This is a genomic window from Acidiferrobacterales bacterium (genome assembly GCA_028820695.1).
Lineage (GTDB): Bacteria > Pseudomonadota > Gammaproteobacteria > Arenicellales > JAJDZL01 > JAJDZL01.
Genome location: JAPPIB010000050.1, coordinates 14,198 through 34,239 on the forward strand (window position 1 = coordinate 14,198; position 20,042 = coordinate 34,239).

At 51.6% G+C, this 20,042-nt stretch carries 15 protein-coding genes; 8 read left to right on the forward strand and 7 right to left on the reverse strand.

Going from position 1 to position 20,042, the window contains the following annotated elements; translation table 11 throughout:
- Positions 1-6: 6 nt before the first annotated feature.
- A complete protein-coding gene (locus OXI60_08325; protein MDE0309818.1) occupies positions 7-315 on the forward strand; it encodes a DUF1244 domain-containing protein in 309 nt (102 codons plus the stop codon).
- A gap of 144 nt (positions 316-459) precedes the next feature.
- On the opposite strand, the gene OXI60_08330 is transcribed toward OXI60_08325, so the two are convergent.
- Genes OXI60_08330 through moaC form a run of 3 tightly spaced genes read right to left on the reverse strand, consistent with a single transcriptional unit; the run spans position 460 to position 2,801 of the window.
- On the reverse strand, positions 460-1,044 hold the full coding sequence (locus OXI60_08330) for a class I SAM-dependent methyltransferase (GenBank protein MDE0309819.1): 585 nt from the start codon (positions 1,042-1,044) through the stop codon (positions 460-462).
- A gap of 16 nt (positions 1,045-1,060) precedes the next feature.
- Positions 1,061-2,326, reverse strand: coding sequence for a molybdopterin molybdotransferase MoeA (locus OXI60_08335; protein MDE0309820.1), 1,266 nt, complete (start codon positions 2,324-2,326; stop codon positions 1,061-1,063).
- Entirely contained in the window at positions 2,319-2,801 is a 483-nt protein-coding gene (gene moaC, locus OXI60_08340) for a cyclic pyranopterin monophosphate synthase MoaC (GenBank protein MDE0309821.1), read from the reverse strand. Before moaC ends, OXI60_08335 begins: the two co-directional genes overlap by 8 nt.
- A gap of 60 nt (positions 2,802-2,861) precedes the next feature.
- On the opposite strand from moaC, the gene moeB reads away from it, so the two are divergent.
- Entirely contained in the window at positions 2,862-3,632 is a 771-nt protein-coding gene (gene moeB / locus OXI60_08345) for a molybdopterin-synthase adenylyltransferase MoeB (GenBank protein MDE0309822.1), read from the forward strand.
- A gap of 127 nt (positions 3,633-3,759) precedes the next feature.
- Here the strand turns inward: moeB and OXI60_08350 are convergent, their stop codons facing one another.
- The gene (locus OXI60_08350; protein ID MDE0309823.1) at positions 3,760-4,155 is read right to left on the reverse strand and encodes a hypothetical protein; all 396 of its coding nucleotides are present in this window, start codon (positions 4,153-4,155) and stop codon (positions 3,760-3,762) included.
- Between the two features lie 334 nt (positions 4,156-4,489).
- Here OXI60_08350 and OXI60_08355 point away from each other — a divergent pair, with 334 nt between their 5' ends.
- The 3 genes from OXI60_08355 to OXI60_08365 all read left to right on the forward strand — a co-directional run bounded on the left by OXI60_08355 (position 4,490) and on the right by OXI60_08365 (position 14,048).
- Positions 4,490-4,822, forward strand: coding sequence for a hypothetical protein (locus OXI60_08355; GenBank protein MDE0309824.1), 333 nt, complete (start codon positions 4,490-4,492; stop codon positions 4,820-4,822).
- 728 nt (positions 4,823-5,550) lie between these two features.
- On the forward strand, positions 5,551-13,827 hold the full coding sequence (locus tag OXI60_08360) for a hypothetical protein (GenBank protein ID MDE0309825.1): 8,277 nt from the start codon (positions 5,551-5,553) through the stop codon (positions 13,825-13,827).
- The gene (locus OXI60_08365) at positions 13,827-14,048 is read left to right on the forward strand and encodes a hypothetical protein (GenBank protein MDE0309826.1); all 222 of its coding nucleotides are present in this window, start codon (positions 13,827-13,829) and stop codon (positions 14,046-14,048) included. Before OXI60_08360 ends, OXI60_08365 begins: the two co-directional genes overlap by 1 nt.
- A gap of 101 nt (positions 14,049-14,149) precedes the next feature.
- On the opposite strand, the gene OXI60_08370 is transcribed toward OXI60_08365, so the two are convergent.
- On the reverse strand, positions 14,150-14,737 hold the full coding sequence (locus tag OXI60_08370) for a hypothetical protein (protein ID MDE0309827.1): 588 nt from the start codon (positions 14,735-14,737) through the stop codon (positions 14,150-14,152).
- Positions 14,738-14,926: 189 nt separating this feature from the next.
- Here OXI60_08370 and OXI60_08375 point away from each other — a divergent pair, with 189 nt between their 5' ends.
- Complete coding sequence (locus OXI60_08375; protein ID MDE0309828.1) at positions 14,927-16,246, forward strand: hypothetical protein; 1,320 nt, start codon at positions 14,927-14,929, stop codon at positions 16,244-16,246.
- An 18-nt stretch (positions 16,247-16,264) separates the two neighbouring features.
- Here OXI60_08375 and OXI60_08380 read toward each other — a convergent pair whose 3' ends face one another.
- A complete protein-coding gene (locus OXI60_08380; protein MDE0309829.1) occupies positions 16,265-16,945 on the reverse strand; it encodes a glycosyltransferase family 2 protein in 681 nt (226 codons plus the stop codon).
- A 4-nt stretch (positions 16,946-16,949) separates the two neighbouring features.
- A complete protein-coding gene (locus OXI60_08385) occupies positions 16,950-17,747 on the reverse strand; it encodes a DUF547 domain-containing protein (GenBank protein ID MDE0309830.1) in 798 nt (265 codons plus the stop codon).
- Between the two features lie 462 nt (positions 17,748-18,209).
- Between OXI60_08385 and OXI60_08390 the strand changes: the two genes are divergently transcribed.
- Both OXI60_08390 and OXI60_08395 read left to right on the forward strand, forming a co-directional pair.
- Positions 18,210-18,782, forward strand: a complete 573-nt coding sequence (locus OXI60_08390; GenBank protein MDE0309831.1) for a thioredoxin family protein — start codon at positions 18,210-18,212, stop codon at positions 18,780-18,782.
- 81 nt (positions 18,783-18,863) lie between these two features.
- Positions 18,864-20,036: a cation:proton antiporter gene (locus OXI60_08395; protein ID MDE0309832.1), complete on the forward strand. Its 1,173-nt coding sequence runs from the start codon at positions 18,864-18,866 to the stop codon at positions 20,034-20,036.
- The last annotated feature ends 6 nt before the right edge of the window (positions 20,037-20,042 follow it).

Below are 20,042 nucleotides of genomic sequence, written 5' to 3' on the forward strand. Positions count from 1 at the left end.
TTGAATATGGACGAAACAACCCGAACTGAAATAGAAGCAGCGGTATTTCGGCATCTTGTGGGGCACTTTCGCTCTCATACCGAGGTGCAGAACATCGATCTGATGAATCTGGCGAATTTCTGCCGCAACTGTCTTTCCAAATGGTATCGCAGTGCAGCCGAGGATCGGGGTCACGAGCTCAGTTACGAAGAAGTTCGCGAGATCATCTACGGCATGCCATATTCGGACTGGAAGGAGAAATATCAGACGGAAGCGACTGCACAGCAGAAACAGGCGTATCAGGCTAGGACAGAGTCGGATCCATCAGGGCACTGAGACTTCTCCCGATTGAGTTGTTCCTCGTGCCCGAACGTCTGTTGCAATGGGTACCGCAGTCAATTGGAACAATCTATAGTTCGATTAACACCACAACCAGTGTCGGGAATTCAGTGTTGGCGAGGCCTTCAGCCAAGTACCGCCTCAAGTTCGAGGCGGTGACGAACGGTCCGGTTTCTGAGCGACAATGAAGCTTTTGGTTTTCGATTGTGGAACACAATCGTCATCTGCCGCGACAATCCTCAATTGGTTGAATGCTGTCTTGAGACTGCCTGGCTTGAGAACGTAGTCGGAGTTGAAACGCGGGTTGATATTCAGGAAATTCTGATTGAACGTCTTCATTATGAGCAAGCCACCTGGTCTGAGTGCCGCCTGCATATTCTCCGCCAATTCCAGGTTGAGGTAGTTGAAACACACGATGGCATCTGTTGATTCAGTTGCCAAGCGGGTTTCATTCAGGTCGGCCGCAATGGCATGTATCTGGACGTCGGATTCCTGTGCGAGCGTTTTACAGCGTCGAAGCGCTTCCCGACTGCAGTCCAACGCTACTGTAAAACAACCGAGTTTGGCCACAAAGACTGCATTTCGCCCGGTTCCGCAGGCGAGGTCGATGACGGTATGCGCCGGTTCGAATCTATCGCTGTACTCAACGAGCAGCGGATCCGGCGTCAATTCATTCCTGTGCTCTTTTCGCCGGTATTTCCGATCCCATTTTGCCGCATCAGACATGAATCATCCGACACTGTCATACGAGTGCCTCGAACGGCTCCACGGTAACCATGGTCCCTGCGGCCATATCGCCTGATGTCAATGGCAGGACAATGTAGCAGTTGGCGCGGCTCATGGAAGTCAATACACCGGAACTCTGATTGCCGGTCGATTCGACCACCGGCTCCCCGTTGGCGTTGAAACTTAGGATTCCGCGCTGAAACTCCAGTCTGCCGGGACGTTTGCGAATTGGATTGGCAATTCGCGCGAGCAATTGAATCGGAGTCGATGGATTTTCGCCTTTCAGGCGACTCAGTGCGGGACGAACGAACTTGTCAAATGTGACCATGACCGATACCGGATTTCCCGGAAGACCGAAAAACCAGGTTTTGCCGATCTTGCCGAATGCCAATGGCCGTCCCGGCTTCATAGCGACCTTCCACAGTGTCAGTTCTCCCAGAGATTCGAGCGCCTGCTTGACGAAATCCGCATCGCCCACCGACGCGCCGGCAGATGTGATTACTGCATCTGCCTTTGCCGCGCCGACTTTCAAGGCGGTGATTGTCTGCTCGAGGTCATCGCGGACGACGCCGAGATCAATGGGTTCTGCCTCGGCACTCAGGAGCATTCCATACAGTGTGTAGCGATTGCTGTCGTAGACATCCCCCGGGTTCAGTTTCTCGCCGACTGCCCGCAACTCATCCCCGGTGGAAAAAAATGCCACCTTGGGTTTCCGATACACCGACACCTCGCTTCGGCCGACCGAGGCCAGCAACCCAAGTTCCGCGGTTCCGATCTTTCGACCATTTGCCAATGCGATATCACCGGCGGCAATGTCCTCGCCGGATTGCCGAATATGCTGCCCCGGCTGATGTGTATTGATTGTGGTGACGACATCGTCGTCGACGCGGCAGTCTTCCTGCATTACAACCGTATCCAGTCCATCGGGTACAACACCACCGGTGAATATTCGGACACAGCCACCGGTTTTGACCTCACCGGCGAACGGACTTCCGGCTGCTGAGGTGCCGACCCGGTACAAGGTGGATTGTGCATTGTTGCCTGCCAGGTCGGAGTATCTGCAGGCATAGCCGTCCATCGCCGAACTGCGGTCAGTCGGTACGTCCTGATCCGCGCAGACATCTTCTGCGATGATACGGTGCAGTGCGTCTCGAATTGGCAATCGTTCTTTATCGGTGACCGGTGTGACGCTTTGCAGGATTGACAATAGCGCTTCCTCGTATGGCGTGGAGGCCGCGTCAAAATCGGCCATGCAGCTGTCATTCAAAACAGGATCAGCCATCTTTGCGTTTCCAATGCCCTGAACGTCCGCCGGACTTCTCGATCAGTTGTACGGATTCGATGATCATCCCGCGGTCGGTCGCCTTGCACATGTCGTAAACAGTCAGCAGTGCCACTTGAACCGCCGTCAGCGCCTCAATTTCCACTCCGGTCCGGTCGCGGGTCTCGGTCGCCGCCCGACAGTAAACACTTGATGTCGGCCGGTCGCACTCAAGATCGACCGTGACATGGGTCAGGGATAATGGATGGCACAGCGGCACAAGATCCGAAGTCTTTTTGGCTGCCATGATTCCGGCAAGGCGAGCCACTCCCAGAACATCCCCCTTTTTGTTGGTGCTGGATATGATTTGCTCAACAGTGGATAATGACATTCGGATACGCCCTTCTGCGACAGCTCGCCGGGCTGTAGGTTGCTTTTCGCCCACATCGACCATGTGCGCATCGCCTTGTTCGTTGAAGTGTGTGAGTTTTGACATGGTTGTCAGAAAGCGGTATCTTGGGAATGATCAAATACTTTTACATAATAAACTGATACGATGGACGATTCCATTTTATTGCGCTACAACCGGCAGATCATGATGACCGAATTCGGCATCGAAGGTCAGCAGAGAATCATGGATAGCGCCGTCTTGGTCGTTGGTCTGGGCGGATTGGGGTCTGCGGTTACGATGTATCTCGCCGGCAGTGGAGTCGGGCATCTTGTATTGAATGATTTCGATACAGTTGATCTGTCCAATCTCCAGCGCCAGATTGTGCATTCAAGTCAATCTGTCGGTATCTCCAAAGTCGAGTCGGCCATACAGACACTGACCGCATTGAATCACGAAATCAAGATTACCGGAATCGATCGGAAGTTATCAGGTTCGGAACTCTATGACCAGGTCCAATCCGTTGCTGTTGTTGTTGATGCAACGGATAATTTTGATATTCGATTTGCGTTGAACGAAGCCAGCGTGGCAACCCGGACGCCGTTGGTTTCAGGTGCCGCGATCCGAATGGACGGCCAGTTTGCAGTATATCGACCTGATCTGGGAGACAGCCCTTGCTTCCGGTGTCTGTATGCTGCGGAAGATGAGCCTGTTGAGCGGTGCAGCGAAACCGGAGTGCTGGGCTCGGTATGCGGTACTATCGGTTCGTTGCAGGCGACCGAGGTTTTGAAGATTATTGCAGGCGTCGGCACCAGCGCGCATGGCAAGTTATTTCTGTATGACGCCAGCAGGTTGGAATGGCAGGAAGTCACAATACCAAAGGACCGGCGTTGCCCTGTCTGCAGTTCCGTGGTTTCAGCCGCCACAGCTGCTGGCTGAGCCCGCCGGCGTGAATTGGCGGGCATTCGTGCCGGCCGTCTACGGCAAATAAATGCAGGTCAGTCCCGGCGCGCCGGTTGAGCAGTTGAACTCATCCGGTTACGTGTCCGGACACTCGCATCGCGATCTACAGGTCAAATCTCTTGCGTATGAACAATTTGACCGACTTTCTTTCCTTGCGTTCCAGATTGGAACCGATTTCGCCTGAACGTCGCAAATCCTTCTTGATTGCTTTCCAGGAAGAACCCACGCTCTCAGGCGTCAGTTCCAGATCGGCATAGATACAACTGTCACACACGATACGTTCAAAAAATACTTTCTTTCCCAATTCGTAGGTTGCTTTGGGCACTATGAGCGCTGGCTTGTGGTCGCCGCCGCCACCACCACCGCCGCCACTACTGCCACCGCCACCGCCGCCGCTACCGCCACCGCCACCGCCGGAAGCAAACGCAACCGAACTTGCGAACAAGCAGCAAAAGACCAGGGAAATAATACGAGTGATGTATTTGGTTGAAATAGACATGATCACCTCAGCATAACAATGGAGCCTGATGTTGAACCATGCCTTTATTTTAACGAAAAAATGTCTTTCTTTCGATCGGCATCAGCTGGAAGTTGACTTCATCCGATTCGTACAGACAAGTGTCGGGCATCACTTCCACATATATTGAAGGACAATTCAGTCATCGATCCAATGAAGATCGTACACAGCCAATCCTCAGAATTTCGGGGGCCGCTCGAACGCGTGATCTGCGGGGCAAAGAAAAGCTTCAGGCAAAACCCGCGTCGGACTGCAATGCGAATTGCTGGACATCTCAGACACAAAATGGGGAAGGGTTGGAGTAAAATTTCTGTGCGTGAATGAATCTGCCATTCAACTCGCAGTTCATCGCAAGGCCGCACTATTGTTTCAAATGGCCACCGGCCCAGTGCGGCAGAGACTTCATGTTGCCTGCTTAGGCGACATCACGTTGGTTGCGATTGATGTGCAGCTCATTCGATTGTCTTTGCAAAAAGGCGGACGCGTTTTACTGACATGCAATGGAAAATTATTTTGTGCCAAGGATGGCCGCCCACCGACAATGTCATATTTCAGCGCTCGGACAGCGCTGGCACTACAGGAAGGCTGCGGCAGGCTCGATATCGAAATTGGAGATTTCGGGATGAACAATAGCTCGGGTTTCTTGTAGGTTCTTTCGGATAACTCTGCCACCACTCAGGTAAAGTCGGCTCCAAAGCCCGCACTCAGCGTACTGTGGACGATGCTTTCAATCGGCATCGTGTTGTGATCACAGTTCATCGACATACGCGCTGACAAGCGGCCAAGAGCCAGGCAGATTCACCTTCCGTGCTGCTCGACAGCAGTGGAGGAAATCGGACTTTAGTCGCACATATGGTTGCCTGCAACAGGATGCGAGGGCAACATTTCAATGAAGGATTCAACCTGTTGGCTATCAACAGTTATTGTAAGGATTACATCTTCTGCTCGGTCACCAAGACCAGTCACTTCATCCGCAGACCGTTGGACGCGGCCGCATCATCGTGCCGCGTGCGTCTTGATATGTCTGCCATACCTGCGATCCATATCCCCCCGTAACTGCGACACCCATGCCAGCGGCTGCGATCACCAAAATCCGATTCTGTTTTCAGTCACCTAAACTTCTAAATTATGACAGTCAAATTGAAACTTGCTAAATCCATATTCTTGTCTCACCAACCTGTCAAAGCAGGCCTGAAGTTACTTGTTCGTTCCGTGAGCCGGCAACTTCCATTGACTTGGCGCACCTTGGCGCTCGAACGCTCGCCAGTTGTCTCATTCCCGCGAATTTCAAAAACGGATGCACAGTTCATCCTCAGTTGTTGCAGTTCGGTTCTGATATCAATCGCAATACTGTTTTCGCCAGAGATTTATGGCCAGATGCCTACCGCAGTGACACTTTCAGTACCAACCGGAACAGAACTTGCAGAAACCGCCGGAATCGCTACGATTACCGTAACTGCAACAATGAAAGCTGAGCGTAGCGAAGACACAGTCATTACCCTGACGCTGACGGGCACGGCGAAGTCAACTGACTACACTGTTGAACAACTGCCGAAAATTACAATTGCTGCCGGACAATTGCAAGCAGATGCAGACTTGATTCTAACGCCTCTAGACGATAATTTTTATGAGGGTGATGAGGTGATCAGCATCACCGGTACTGCGGTCGGTACGGTTGTAACCGGCACCGACTTTCCACTTGCCGACAACGAAGCAGCGCCGACTTTACTCGTATCGTCGCAAATCCCGAACGGTGACAACCGCAGAGTCAATGAAGGCGGCTCGGTAAACCTGATCATTGCCCTTGAACTGCGAGGGGGCGCCTTGCTGGAAAATCTGACTGCCGGTACGATTGTCCATGCAGCGAACTTAAGTTATCGTGGCCGCACTCACAATGCATCCAAGGACGATTATTACTTTGTTGATGACAAGACGCCAAATACGATAAATTTCGAATATCCTGCCAACACAGTTCACCACTCGATTACAACTCCAATAACGGTAATTGATGATCCGGATGAAGAACTCAGTGAAACTGTATATGTCGATGTTGTTCTCAACATCTCGAATGATGTATCGATTGCCGCAACTAAAAGCCCGATCTTGGGAATAACCCAATCTGATACGGCAACTGCATTTCAGCTGATCTGCCGAAATCTGCCACGCTATGCGGGAGTTTCGAAACAAGGAATCTGCCGGGTTTCGGTTGCGCCTGGAACGCCGACGCCGGCCACGGAATACTCGGTGACATACAATGCGGAGGACGCTGGAAAGATCGATCCTGACTCAATGACATTCACAGTCAAGTCCGGGAAAAGACATTCAAAGGAACAATCTGTAACTTTCCTCTACAACCTTTCAGGGTCCAGCGCGTCAAACAGAATTGAGTATTCGGGGATCGTATCACCAACTACGGCAAAGGCGTGGACCAAAGGGTTCAATTTTTTTGGCATGGCTGATGCGGGCTTCGAGATTGACAGCTACACTCCCTCATGGGTTCCGTCAAAGTCTTTCACGCTCGGTGACCAGGTCTTCAGATTATCCTGGGTTACTGAAGTTCCGGTCACAATAAAAGGTACGCCAAGTGTTGAGATCGAACTCGACAGCGGCGCGTCATCGATGAGTTGTGCGACGCGCGACGGCCATACCAATATTGACTGCGCTTACACCGTGCAACACGGGGATTACGACTTTGACGGGGTGATCAAGATTCCAAAAGGAGCGGTAAAGTTCGATGGATGGTGCTCTCAGTTATCCCCCAAAATCTGTGGAGTCGTAGACAAACCTCTTCCAAAAACATCCACAGACTTTACACATCATTCCGCCGGGCAGGCCAACAGGGGGTCAATATACGGCGGAAGAATCGGGGTGGAGCTGAACGTCACACCCCAAACATTTCGAGAAGGCAACGGTCAGCAGACACTTGAGATTCAGGCGACAAATGTCGGCCATGCGCTGCCTATGGACTTAACGGTTCCTCTGAAGTTTGTCAATATCTCCACGAGTGACGAAGATTACGCCATAGAGGGAACACAAAGCGTAACGATTCCAGCACATCAGAAAACAGGGATTGCGAACAGCATCTTGTTTACGCCTGTTGATGACTTCAAGCGTGAAGTTAAATCTGAATACCTGAAAATTGAAGGTAATTCAGATCTGGCGATGGAACAATTCGTCCGTCCGGTCAAAATTCGCATTATCGATGCTGCTGGAATCAGGCTTTCAGCTTCGCTGGATGAAATTTCCGAGGACGGCAGCGCTGTAAAACTCTCGATCAGCGCTGAATGGGGCGACGTTTCGGACACTGTGCTTGCCAAGGATCTGGATATTGCACTGAACTGGGGCGGGACAGCTCGCACAAACGACTACTCTCGCAGCGGAGGCGACACGGTGACCATTGCGGCCAACGCACGGTCGGGAACGACAACCGCGACAATCACACCGACTGACGATTCGCTGCTGGAGGGAGATGAATCGATCGTGATCAGTGCGAATGTACCTGGCCGGTCTGTCGAAGCCGCCGAATTGACCCTGAAAGATGACGAACTGACGCCGGCGGTGGTCATTCAGATTGATGAAGATACACTGTCGGAAGGTGGCGGTGAATTAATCGCGACGGTAAGTGCGCAGTTTGACCCGAATGTCACGATGGCTGACAATGCTGTGATTTTGACGCTTGACCTTGGAGGCACTGCCGTTACAGGTGAAGACTATACCGCGTCATGGTCTCCTGAAAACAAGCAAATCACAATTCAGCCTCAGTCGAACGAGGGGGACAACGTCGTTTACCTCACGCTCACACCGACCGACGACGACGTCGGTGAGTCAGAAGAAACGATTGTTGTTGAAGGTCTGGCTGAAAGCCAAGACATCATGTTCGTTGTCAAGCAGGCGTCAATTGTGCTCGTGGACGATGACCGCAAACAGGTCAATATCGATCCTGCAAGAGAGTTGACCGTTGAAGAAGGAGCAACTGAGTCATACGAAGTGTGGTTGGGTACGAAACCCGAATCCGATGTCACCGTTTCGCTATCAAGTACCGATGCCACAGTAGCGACAGCGGTCGCGTCAGCTGATCAATCGTCAACATTGGAATTTTCCCCGACTACGTGGAAAACCAAGCAAAAGGTCATGGTAACCGGCATACAAGACAATCGAAACAACAGCAATGATCACCGAAAAGCTGTGATTCGTCACAGCACCGGTGGCGGCGGCTACGATGATGTTGAAGTGGTTGAACTCGATGTAATCGTAACCGACAAAGTTGAGGCATCGTCTTTTTCGATCAGTGATGCTTCACAGAAGGAGGGCGGTTCAATCAGTTTTACGGTAAGCCGGGTTGGAGCCTCAGACAAAGCTGCAGCGGTAAAGTGGATGACTGTCAAGGACACTGACGGCGCCAATCCAGCGTCGGCAGCCGATTACACCGGGCAAACCACAGCAAAGGTGTTGAATTTTGATGCTGACGAGCTTAGCCAGACGATATCGGTACCGACAACCGATGACACTCAGGACGAACCAAGCGAAACTTTTCTAGTCGAGCTGAGCGAACCCGATGCGGGAAATTCGATTGCACATCGCACAGCGACCGGAACTATCACCGACGATGATGCGACGACGATAAATCTGACTCGGATCGCAACAGGTTTCATTGCCGAGGGCGGCAGTGAACAGATTGAGATTGCGCTGGGACGTGCATTGCAGACTGAAGAAAGCGTGACGGTGCCACTGACGGTTACTGGTGCGACCGTATATACTCACTACACACTGAAGTTTGAGTCTCCGCTTCCTGCGGGAGTATCGGTATCAACAGACTCTCCCCACAGTGGCCAGAATCCTGCAGTGACACTGTCGGGAAACGGATTGAGCGGCGTCACGATGACACTCACTGCGACCGAGAACACTGACTCGGTAGAACGTACAGTCAATATTGCTTACGGTTCCGATGACCGGGCACCAACCTCCACTGGTCTCGGCGGCGGAATTTCGCTAATGGGCGCACCGATTTCGATACCGATTGCTGACAATGATCCGCAGATCACCATCGCAGCGGCTTCCGCAGTGGAAGGCACTAAGGCTGAATTCAAGGTGACCTTGCCGGCCGATGCGCCTAAAGGTGGCGTACAGATTAAATTTTCGACATCCAATGGACGTGGAAATACCGATGATGCGGCCTACCAGGTAGCGAATTCGGAAGATTACACAGATGCGGGGGAAAACGCGTCCATTACGATTCCCGAAGGCTTGAAGGTCGGTACCATTTCTGTTCAGACGACGCAGGATCAAGTCTACGAGGGAGATCATTACTTCACGGTTGGTCTGACAGATGCCACCCGCTATGCTATCAGTCCGTCGGCTGATTCGGCGATCGGCACCATCACGGACGCGGACGACCTGCCGGTGTTTGAATTTTCGGCAAGTACCAGTTCGGCACAAGAGGACGCAGATCCTTCCACCGTTACATTGACGGTGACGAAGACCGGTGAGTCACTGCTTGTATCAAGTATCGACTTTGCCACATCAGACGGCAGTGCTGCTGCACCTGATGACTATGCACAGGCGAGCGGCAGTCTGGACTTTGCCGCCACCGAAGTGAACAAGACATTGATGGTAACCATTGTGGATGATGTCCTGGACGAGACCGACGAAGCCTTCAATGTGAACCTGACAGTCAGCGATGGAGGTCACGCCAGGCTGGGTGCTGTAAAGCAACATGTGGTGACCATCAAGGACAATGATGTTGCGCCGTCGGAAGTTACACTTGTTGCGGATGCAGACACAGCCTCGGAAGGTGTTCAGGATTCCATATCCGAAGACGGCGGTGCAACAACAGTTCTCGTGACTGCTGAGATTGCCGGCGCGACCCGGTTTTCGACAGATCAGTCTTTCCAGGTAACGATCGGCAGGGACGGTGACAGTGCTGAACGGGGCATTGACTATCTGGCAGTTGAGGTTCAAGAGGTCCTCATCAAGGCGGGTGATTCACGCGGTTCAGTGGAGTTCACCTTGACACCGACGAATGATGAAATCAAGGAGAACGATGAGCTGGTCAGCATTCATAGCTCGATGCAAGGCATTGCGTTCACGAATACGCATATAGAGCTTGCCGACGACGAAGAGTTACCGACCGTCACTTTGAATTTGACGCCTGCGACCATCGTCGAGAGTGGAACTTCCAGCAGTAGCAATGTGACGGCAGCATTGAGTGGAAAATCAAGTGAGAGCGTAACTCTGACAGTTTCAGCTACCGCTATCTCACCTGCTGCAGCGGGTGATTTTACCCAAGCCGGAACGACCCTGACCATTGATGCTGAGAAGCAGAAGAGTACAGGCACGGTATCCATAACAGCCAGCGACAACGACATTGAGGATGGCAATAAGAAAGTCACTGTGTCAGCTGTCGTGTCAGGAGATTCCGGTGTTGCAGACCCGGAAGATGTGGAATTAACAATAATCGACGATGAAGGAATCCCCGTTATCTCGATTGACAGTCCGGAAGTTGCAGAAGGGGACGATGAGGATTCGAGTTTGGAATTTACGGTGTCCCTGACCCACACAACCACCCGCCACGTCACGGTGGACTACGCTGATGCCGAAACCGGCAGCGCAACTGAAGGTGACGACTACACGGAAATCACTTCTGGCTCGCTTGGATTTGAAGCGGGTGAACAATCAAAGACTATTGCAATCAACGTTTCAGGCGATTTGGTTGCCGAGGGAGACGAAACCGTTGCAGTGCGGCTTTCGAACCCGGTAAACGCCGTGTTTAGGGGAGGTGGACAGACGTTGGACGGAGTCGGAACAATCACCGATGACGATCACGTCATACCGACCATATCGGTGGAGGACGCGGTGGACGTATTGGAAGGCGATGATCCAAAGGTGAAAGCTAGCATGTCGTTTACGGTTGCCTTGAGTTCGTACAGTCCCGCTGTGGTAACGGTTTCTTACACGCTCGGTGGAACTGCAAAGAAAGGGAGTGACTACAATCAACCTGACTCGACGTTCGTGGAAATCGTACCAGGTTCACTGACTGCGGAAATTGAGGTGCCGATCAACGCAGACATCATTGATGAGGACGACGAAAGTGTGACGGTGACGTTGTCCGACCCTGTTCATGCATCGATTTCGACAGCGACCGGTGCAGGCTCTGCTACGGGCAAAATCATCGATGACGAAGTGTCAGTATTTCCGGCGCTTGCTGACATTTACGAAGGTGAGGTCCAGTCGTTTTCGGTGTCAGGGATCAGTCCAGCCTTTACGGACGTACAACCGGTCACCGGAGTCGGGAGTGGCGCTGAACGCGGTTCAGATTACAGATTGATGAAAACAAACGGAGCGGAACTTGCTGCCGACGACTTCATGGTTGCGTCCAAAGGTGAGATTGCATTCAAAGTGCAAGCGTTATCCGACAATGATGATCAGGAAGTCAGTGAGCACATCAATCTGGTTTTGGAGGACCCGACTCATTCGTTGAACGCTGAGTTGGGCACATTGACAATCCGATCAGGAGAGCGTCCCAAGGCGGGAGTGATCGTGCCCAAAGATACATTGATACTGATCGAAGGAGGGCAGCCTGAAACCTATGCGCTGAAACTGACAAAAGCGCCAAAACCAAGCGAAAAAGTGATTTTGTCGGCAATCAGCAATGATCCGTCGCGAATCATGCTGAGCTTGGGCGAAGAACAATCTGTGGCCAATCAGGTCAATTTGGTCTTCACCGATCAAGACTGGGACCAGGCGATGACGGTGACAGTTTTTCCTCAGACGGATGCCAATTCAGTGGATGACTTCGCAGCTGTCATTCACAGGATCGCAGACGGGCCGGAAGATTACAGAAACCTGAGTGTTGACAGCCTTTCAGTGGCAGTACACGAGCCCGACGCGGCAACAAACATGATTTCGATCGATGACGCGCAGGGTGGCGAGGGAAGTCCCCTTGCATTTCGAATCACCTTGACGCAGCCTTCTGCGGGCAACGTCTCGGTAGATTGGAAAACAGTTCCGCGTACTGCGCTATCCGATGTTGACTACCTTGCGTCTGCGGGTGTACTGGTATTCGACAAAGGTGAAACGGAACGCATACTGAACGTGCAGACAATTGCAGATGAAACAGCCGAGCCCGATGAATATTTTCTAGTGACGCTGTCGAATCCGCACAATGCGATACTGCAACGCGGGAGAGCGACCGGACTAATCACCGATGATTCACTTATGCTCAAGTCATGGAATGTTCGATTTGCGAGAACCGTCGCCGAGCAGGTGTTCGACAGCATTGAAGGCAGAATCACAGATCAACCGCATTCTTCCGGTCTGTCCGGGTCTTTGGCAGGGGTGCCGTTGAGGAGTGAATCGAGATATGACAAACTCACGGTGTCAGGCGGATCATGCGAGGATGCACATAGCGCAAAACCACCTTACCTGAACAGTCGACGGCACGATGAATATTGCAACACGAATCGGCACAGTTCGCAAACCTATAGCCCGTGGCAGTTGATGACAGCCTTATCGTTTTCCCTGACGGACAAGCAGGCCGACGGCACCTCCTTGGCAGTTTGGGGCCATGGTGTCCAGTCAGGGTTTAAGAGTGACGATGAGGAATTTTCGACTGACGGTACAGTGACCAGCGCAATTCTTGGTGCGGACTGGTCGAACGGTGAATCTCGAAGCGGTATTGCACTGTCGATGTCGAAAGGCGAGGGAATTTACACTGCAGGTTCCGCACTGGAGGGCAAAATTTCTTCCGATTCAGTTTCGATCGCACCATGGACAGCACGCGATGTGACTGAAACTATGACTGTCTGGGGTGCAGCCGGCTTCGGTTCCGGCAGCGTCACTGTGATTGACGATGAAGATAGAAAAGACGAAGCGGAATTGAGTTGGAACATGCTGGCCATAGGCGCGACCGGCACACTCTATGATGCATCAGAAACGCAGGGATTTACCTTAGGCATCACATCTGACGCTCTGTGCACTCGAATCACCTCCGGAGAATCTTCGAGTCTGGATTCCGCTTCCGGAAAAGCCACACGGTATCGAGTGGGGTTGGGAGGCAACTGGGAAAGAACTCTCAAAACCGATACTGTGGTCAATCACAAATTGAAATTGGATTTACGCCATGATGGCGGCGATGCCGAAAATGGCTGGGGACTCGAGCTTGGAACCGGTATTAATTGGCAAAGTACTGAGTCAGGATTCGATTTTTCCGTTGAGGGCAGAAAGCTTTTGACCCATGAAGACCGCAACAGTCGTCTTTGGAATCTGGCTTTTGAACTGGCTTACGACCCCAAACCATTTACGAAAAGGGGACTGTCTTTGCGCATAAACCAACAGTTGGGAAGCCTCGCAGCCGAGAATTCAGATATACGATCTGGCAGCCATGCGCCGGAGCGAAATGCTGGTCATGCGAATTCGAATGCCTGGGGTGCAGAAACTGCCTATGGGCTCGAGGTGCCAGGCGGCGCGTTTGTTGGCAGCCCATATTTACGATTTTCTCACCGCGATAGATCAAACGACTTCACAATTGGCTGGCGATTGAGTCACATCATTCCCTGTCCATCGGATTTTTCGTTTGACTCCTATGCAACGCTTCGCGACTCGCGCAGTCTCGGCAGGGATAACGAGGTCGGCGTGCGCTTGAAATCTTTATATTAGTGCGGCTGACACCGCGTTCTAACCGGTCGAATCCGCAAGCAGCGATTCTGCATTTGGATGACGGTGCGGACATTGATGTCCAAGGGTATTTTGAAGATACCCACGTTGCTGAGTTCCGCGGTGTTGCGATGATTGCAACGCGCGGTCTTCCTGTGCTCCGGATGGATTACACAGACCCGGCAACATCGTATCAGGTTCCGAGTCCGCTTGGGCCGCGGTGATGGCTATTGAATTGCTGGCCAGTCGTTCTTATCCCGTAGGACAACGGTATAGTCACCCGCATTCCATTTGCGTACCGCATCAAGCATTATCTGACTTCGGACTAAAGGTCAAACCTCTTGCGTAAAAACAAAGCGACTGCCTTTCTTTCCTTGCGCTTCAGATTGGAACCAATTTCGCCTGACCGGCGCAAGTCCTTCTTGATCGCCTTCCAAGAGGCATCCACACTTTCGGGTGTAAGTTCCAGATCAGCGTAAATGCAGCTGTCACAAACAACATTCTCAAAAAACACTTTTTTTCCTAACTGGTAGGTTGCCTTAGGAACAATAAGCGTAGGCCGAAAATCATTGTCAGCACCGCCGCCTCCACCTTCGGAGTTGCCGTTTCCAGCGCTAGAGCCACTGCTGTTTCCACCGTTTCCACCGCTGCCGCTGTTTCCACCGTTTCCACCGCTGCCGCTGTTTCCGCTGTTTCCGCTGCCGCTGTTTCCACCGTTTCCGCCGCTGCCGCTGTTTCCACCGTTTCCGCCGCTGCCGCTGTTTCCGCTGTTTCCGCTGCCGCTGTCAGAACCGCCACCGCCAGTATTTCCACCACCGTCAGTATGGGAAGCGAGAGCTACTGGATTTGCGGAAAAACCCAAAAATAAAATAATAGCGACAATTCGAATTATCTTTTTGGTTGAAATAATCATGAATCACCAGAGAAAATTGAAAGTTTTGATGTCGGGTCAAATCCTGACCTCTATGTATTGCGGAGCGGGATTTTAACACAATGTACGATCACACGGATCGAACAGTCATCCGAGCAGGGTGTACCGTCTACGAGTGATTCAACATTCACGGATTCAAACCACATGTTGCCAGCCTGTAAAATCATTGGCATGAACAAGCTTTCAGTATCAACGATTTTCAATCTTGCCTCTTCGACCTTCGTCGGCACGATACTGGCGATTGCATATGTTGTCCAGGGGGTTTTATCCAGAGATTCAACTGGGTACGATCTTGTCACCTTCCTGAGCGGCTTCAACCTCATCGCCGCGATTGTCCTGCTTTACTGGTACTGGCTGACTAGAAATCAAACTAATCTGCATTTTAAGACTGTTTTTTTCTGGGCGGTTGTGTTCCGGTTGATCGGTGTATGGGGAGAGCCAATCCTGGAAGATGACTTTTATCGATACCTTCTCGACGCCTGTCTTTCTGTCACCTATGGATCGCCGTACGGCATCGCTCCGGAAACACTGTTTCTGTCCAACGATCTCAGCTCACAATGCAACGCTTTGCTGACTGGAGTCAACAATCCCGATTTGGCGACAATATATGCACCGTTACTGCAGTACATATTCTTGCTGTCTCATCTCATCTCACCCGTGAATCTTGACTTGCTGCAATTCATCGTGGTTCTGTTTGATTTGGCCATCATCTATATGCTGGGGCGACTCGTGCCAGCCCGCGTCGTGCTGCTGTACGCGTGGTGCCCGCTTGTTATCAAGGAATTTGCCTTTACCGCTCATCCTGACGTCATTGGAGTTTGTATGTTGATGGCCGCGTTGCTTGCGCGCAAGTCCGGCCGCACGGCACTGGGCTGCATATTGATCGCAGTGGCCTGCGCCTCAAAAGTTCCGGCACTTGCAGCCCTGCCATTTTTTCTATATCGACAGCGTCTTCGCTATTGGATTCTGGTTGCCTCAACTGTACTGATAATGTATCTGCCGTTCCTGCTCAATCAACAGCATACGGATATCGCAGTACTCGAATACTTTGCACGAACCTGGCTTTTCAATGCGCCAGTATTCTATTTTCTAGCATACCTGCTGACTGATCCGATCGCCCGATACTTGAGTGCTTCACTGTTTGTGCTGTGGTATTGCTATTACTTCGTTCGATATCAAAAATCGTACTCCTCAAACGAAATACCGCGGATGGACTGGATATTCGGGATGATGCTGATTCTATCCCCAGTGCTGAACGCCTGGTATCTGGTCTGGGTGTTGCCTTTTGCAGTCATTTGGCCAAGTCTATGGGCTTGGACAGCGTCGGTTGTGATCGTGCTTTCCTATGTCATCGGCCTTCACATGCCCGAGTCAGATCTAAACGCCTACCGAGTTTCGCAGTATGCGCAAGTGGCTCAGGTTCTATGCATTGGCATTGCCCTTGTCATCGACTGTCGGGCCGGCCGATTTGCGATAGCAAATGATCGGTAGCCCTGGCCGACTGACGAATTACAACAGCCTGAAAACCCAATAGAACATCTTGCAGCCAGCCATCAGCGACCCGCGCAAAGTCCCGGAGATCTTCGACTGCCCCACCCTTTTTCGATACTGTACGGGAATCTGCAAAACGGTTTTACCTGATTTCGCCGCTTTAAGCTGCATCTCCACCGTCCATCCGAAATCCTCATCCTCCATCTGCAACTCCCGCAATACGCGGTGCGATATACATCGCAATGGCCCGAGATCCTCGAACCTGTAACCGTGCAGTACCCGAATCGCAAGACAGACCATTTGAGTGCCCAATTTCTGATGGGCAAACCGGCCTCCCGGAGCCAGCGGGTCGTCCTGTCGACATCCGATCGCAAGGTCGCAGCTGCCCGAAACAACCGGTCTGATCAGTTTGTCAAGGTCTTGCGGATAATCACTGTAGCTGCCATTGATAAAGGCGATGACGTCGGAATCGCCCGCCGCCGCAATTCCCGTCAGGCAAGCTTTTCCATACCCTCGTTTCGGTTCATCGACAACCACGGCACCTGCATTTTCAGAAACCTCCTTCGTCGCGTCTATCGAGTCATTGTCAACAACGATGATTCGATCAACATAGCTTGGAATCTCACTGATGACCCTTCCGATCGACGCCTGTTCGTTCAATGCAGGAATGATGACGGCAATATGTTGCTGATCGATCATGACGTCATTCGTTCAGCGCCCAGTCATATTCGTAGTCATCAATGTCATCAAAATCATCCAACTCATCCCCAAGTGCAGTTGATGCGTACTCAAGCAAGTGTTCAATGACGCTTTGCTCATTGCCACCAAAGTCTTCTTCGTACCAGTCGTAAATACTGGAAACAATCAGTTCACCGTCGACGATTCTCGCCCCTCTGGGATGGTTGATGTACTGTTCAGCCGAAAACTCCAGAAGGTCTTCAAGGTTGTCTGAGGTGAATGCTGTTGTCTGCAGGTTTGGGCAACCGATAGATGCACAGTTGACCGCATAATGAATCCTGCTGTCCTGAAAAACCGGACGCAGGATCCTGTGCTCGATATCGTCGAGACTGAGCTCGACTCCCTGAACCGTCGTCAGTTCTTCTTTCCACGGTCCGCTGGTCAGCAGTCCATAAGATATATCGCGGATGCTCTCGATCGGATAGTGTTCGAGAATCACCCAGACTGTCAAGGCGTTATAGAGGTTGATCCAGTAGGCAAACTGCTCATCGGCATCGAGTCGGGTTACCTGAACAGACTGCAAGTTCTCAATATAGTCCTCAAGGGTTTCCATATCCTCTTCACTCACATCGCGGTAGCGAAAGTAATTCAATCCCCCGCGTTGGTCGATGTATTCCGAAAGCAGGCGGCTCCACTGTGTATGATCTATGTCGGCCTGACCGGAACTCGGTGCCGGCTGAAGAAAAATCGACAGATTGTCCGAAATTGCAGGGACGCTGAATGAGAGTAGGAATATCAAAGTACTGAATTTGATTGCTTTCATGGGTGGTCAACTGCTCACGCTTGTCTATAAGATTGGCAGGACGGATCCGGCGTCTTGCCTTGATGTCCTACAGGGATTGTTCACCTCAGCTGAGGTGGTCGGGTCTTGATTGATTTCCAATGCAGTTCCCGATCATGACCAATTATAAGCATGTTTCCGAAACGAATATGGGGTAACTAACTTATTGATATAATGTATAAAAGTGTTTTCCAATTGTTTGTCTCGGAACACCGCGGCCCGACATGCCGCCGGTGAACTTGACTTGCTGAGGCAAACTGAAGTACAAATCACCCAACCGTCCCAACTAACCTGTTTCCAATATTGCAAACTGCGAATCTGATGAGGTTGTATCCCGATCGCCCGGTATGGAACCCGAACCGACAGAAAAATACCGAAATAGACGCCCTGAAACTAATAGTCCGAATTCACACCCGCTTACTGTTTTGATCACTTTCGAATCTTATGGCTGAGACCGCATCGAACATGTTGGAACTGGGCACCCGTGCACCACAATTCACTTTACCGAATACCAACCCCATTGTCCCCGCGAAACGAGTCTCGCTGACTGATTTTGAACGATCTCGCGCAATCGTGATTGCGTTCATATGCAATCATTGCCCCTATGTGGTTCACATAAAGACAGCACTGTCCGATTTTGCGCGCGAATACGCGGACAAGGGTATCTCAGTGATCGCAATCAGCGCGAATGATGTAGTCTCGCATCCTCAGGACGGGCCGGAACAGATGGGTTCGGATGCGGTCAGATACGACTACATCTTTCCTTATCTCTACGATGAGACTCAGGAAGTCGCAAAAGCTTACGACGCAGCCTGCACGCCGGACATATACCTGTTTGGTCCGGATCTGAGGCTGGTCTATCGGGGACAGTTCGACAGCAGTCGCCCTGGCAATCAGATTCCGGTTACAGGTGAGGATCTGAGAAACGCCGCCGATGCGTTGTTGGCAGGTGCGGCGATATCATCGAAACAGGTTCCGAGCGTAGGTTGCAATATTAAGTGGAGAAACCCGGATTGATGGTCGGGTACTGACTCAGTGGCGAATGCCAAGCAGTCGACGGGCTAACGAATCAGTCCGAGTGGATAATGGGAAAGTGCGATGGAAACGGAACTGATAGCGGATTCGATTTTCCTGATCTATGTCGGTGCAGCCGTATTGGGGACGATTGCGCTGTATACAAAGCAGGTTCTGCCGGTGGTCTACATTATTCTGGGTGCGATCATCGGTCCTGGTGGTCTGGCGCTGATTCCGGAGATCACACAAGTGGAGAATCTCGCAAGCATCGGGATCATCTTTCTATTGTTTCTGCTCGGGATTGATCTTTACCCCCAGAAACTGCTGAATATTTTCCAGTCGGTCTCGACTGTCACACTGATCTCGTCAGTTGTATTTTTCTGTATCGGATTCGCAGTCGCTTCCCTTTTCGGATTCTCCGTCATCGAAGCGGTGATCACCGGTATTGCAACCGGGTTTTCCAGTACCATCATGGGCATCAAACTCTTACCCACGACAGCATTGCACCATCGGCACATCGGTGAACTGGTGATTGGAATTCTTCTGCTGCAGGATCTGCTGGCAATCTTTGCACTGGTGGTCATTCAGGGGCTCGGAGTGACGGGTGAAGTCAGTGTCCGAAATTTCCTGCCGGTGATTACACTGCCGGTGTTTGTAGCCATTGCATTTGTGCTTGAATACTTCGTGATTCGAAAATTACTCACGAAATTCGAGCAGATTCGAGAATATCTATTCCTGGTCATCGTCGGCTGGTGCCTGGGTCTGGGTGAGTTGGCTCACTCTGTCTTCGGGCTGTCACACGAGATAGGGGCGTTTGTCGCAGGCGTGACAGTCGCCGCATCCCCTATTGCACGCTATATTGCAGAACGTCTGCAAGCCCTCAGGGACTTTTTCATGGTTCTGTTTTTTGTTGCGATGGGCGCCCACTTCAACGGTGCCGCATTTGTTGAGGTCTTTGTACCGTCGCTTGTCTTGACTGTGCTGGTTCTTGCGATCAAGCCAACAGTCTATAGATTCCTTCTTGGGTTGTTCAAAGAGGAGAGAGAAACGGGTTGGGAAACCGGTTTCCGGTTGGGACAACTCAGTGAGTTTTCCATACTGATTGTTTTCATGGCAATAACGTCAGGCATTATCGGCGAAAATACCGCCAACTTCCTGATTGTGGCAACCGTGCTCACGTTCATCGGATCATCCTATCTGATTGTATTTCGCTACCCGAGTCCGGTGGCGCCTTCTGACCGGTTGCGTCGGGATTAGCTCGAC

What these genes read in the sequence shown, in the direction of transcription:
- OXI60_08370 (MDE0309827.1), bottom strand. Translation starts at nt 14,737, where the DNA reads ATGATTATTTCAACCAAAAAGATAATTCGAATTGTCGCTATTATTTTA.
- OXI60_08330 (MDE0309819.1), bottom strand. Translation starts at nt 1,044, where the DNA reads ATGTCTGATGCGGCAAAATGGGATCGGAAATACCGGCGAAAAGAGCAC.
- OXI60_08335 (MDE0309820.1), bottom strand. Translation starts at nt 2,326, where the DNA reads ATGGCTGATCCTGTTTTGAATGACAGCTGCATGGCCGATTTTGACGCG.
- OXI60_08395 (MDE0309832.1), top strand. Translation starts at nt 18,864, where the DNA reads ATGGAAACGGAACTGATAGCGGATTCGATTTTCCTGATCTATGTCGGT.
- OXI60_08375 (MDE0309828.1), top strand. Translation starts at nt 14,927, where the DNA reads ATGAACAAGCTTTCAGTATCAACGATTTTCAATCTTGCCTCTTCGACC.
- OXI60_08360 (MDE0309825.1), top strand. Translation starts at nt 5,551, where the DNA reads ATGCCTACCGCAGTGACACTTTCAGTACCAACCGGAACAGAACTTGCA.
- OXI60_08390 (MDE0309831.1), top strand. Translation starts at nt 18,210, where the DNA reads ATGGCTGAGACCGCATCGAACATGTTGGAACTGGGCACCCGTGCACCA.
- OXI60_08380 (MDE0309829.1), bottom strand. Translation starts at nt 16,945, where the DNA reads ATGATCGATCAGCAACATATTGCCGTCATCATTCCTGCATTGAACGAA.
- moeB (MDE0309822.1), top strand. Translation starts at nt 2,862, where the DNA reads ATGGACGATTCCATTTTATTGCGCTACAACCGGCAGATCATGATGACC.
- moaC (MDE0309821.1), bottom strand. Translation starts at nt 2,801, where the DNA reads ATGTCAAAACTCACACACTTCAACGAACAAGGCGATGCGCACATGGTC.
- OXI60_08325 (MDE0309818.1), top strand. Translation starts at nt 7, where the DNA reads ATGGACGAAACAACCCGAACTGAAATAGAAGCAGCGGTATTTCGGCAT.
- OXI60_08385 (MDE0309830.1), bottom strand. Translation starts at nt 17,747, where the DNA reads ATGAAAGCAATCAAATTCAGTACTTTGATATTCCTACTCTCATTCAGC.
- OXI60_08350 (MDE0309823.1), bottom strand. Translation starts at nt 4,155, where the DNA reads ATGTCTATTTCAACCAAATACATCACTCGTATTATTTCCCTGGTCTTT.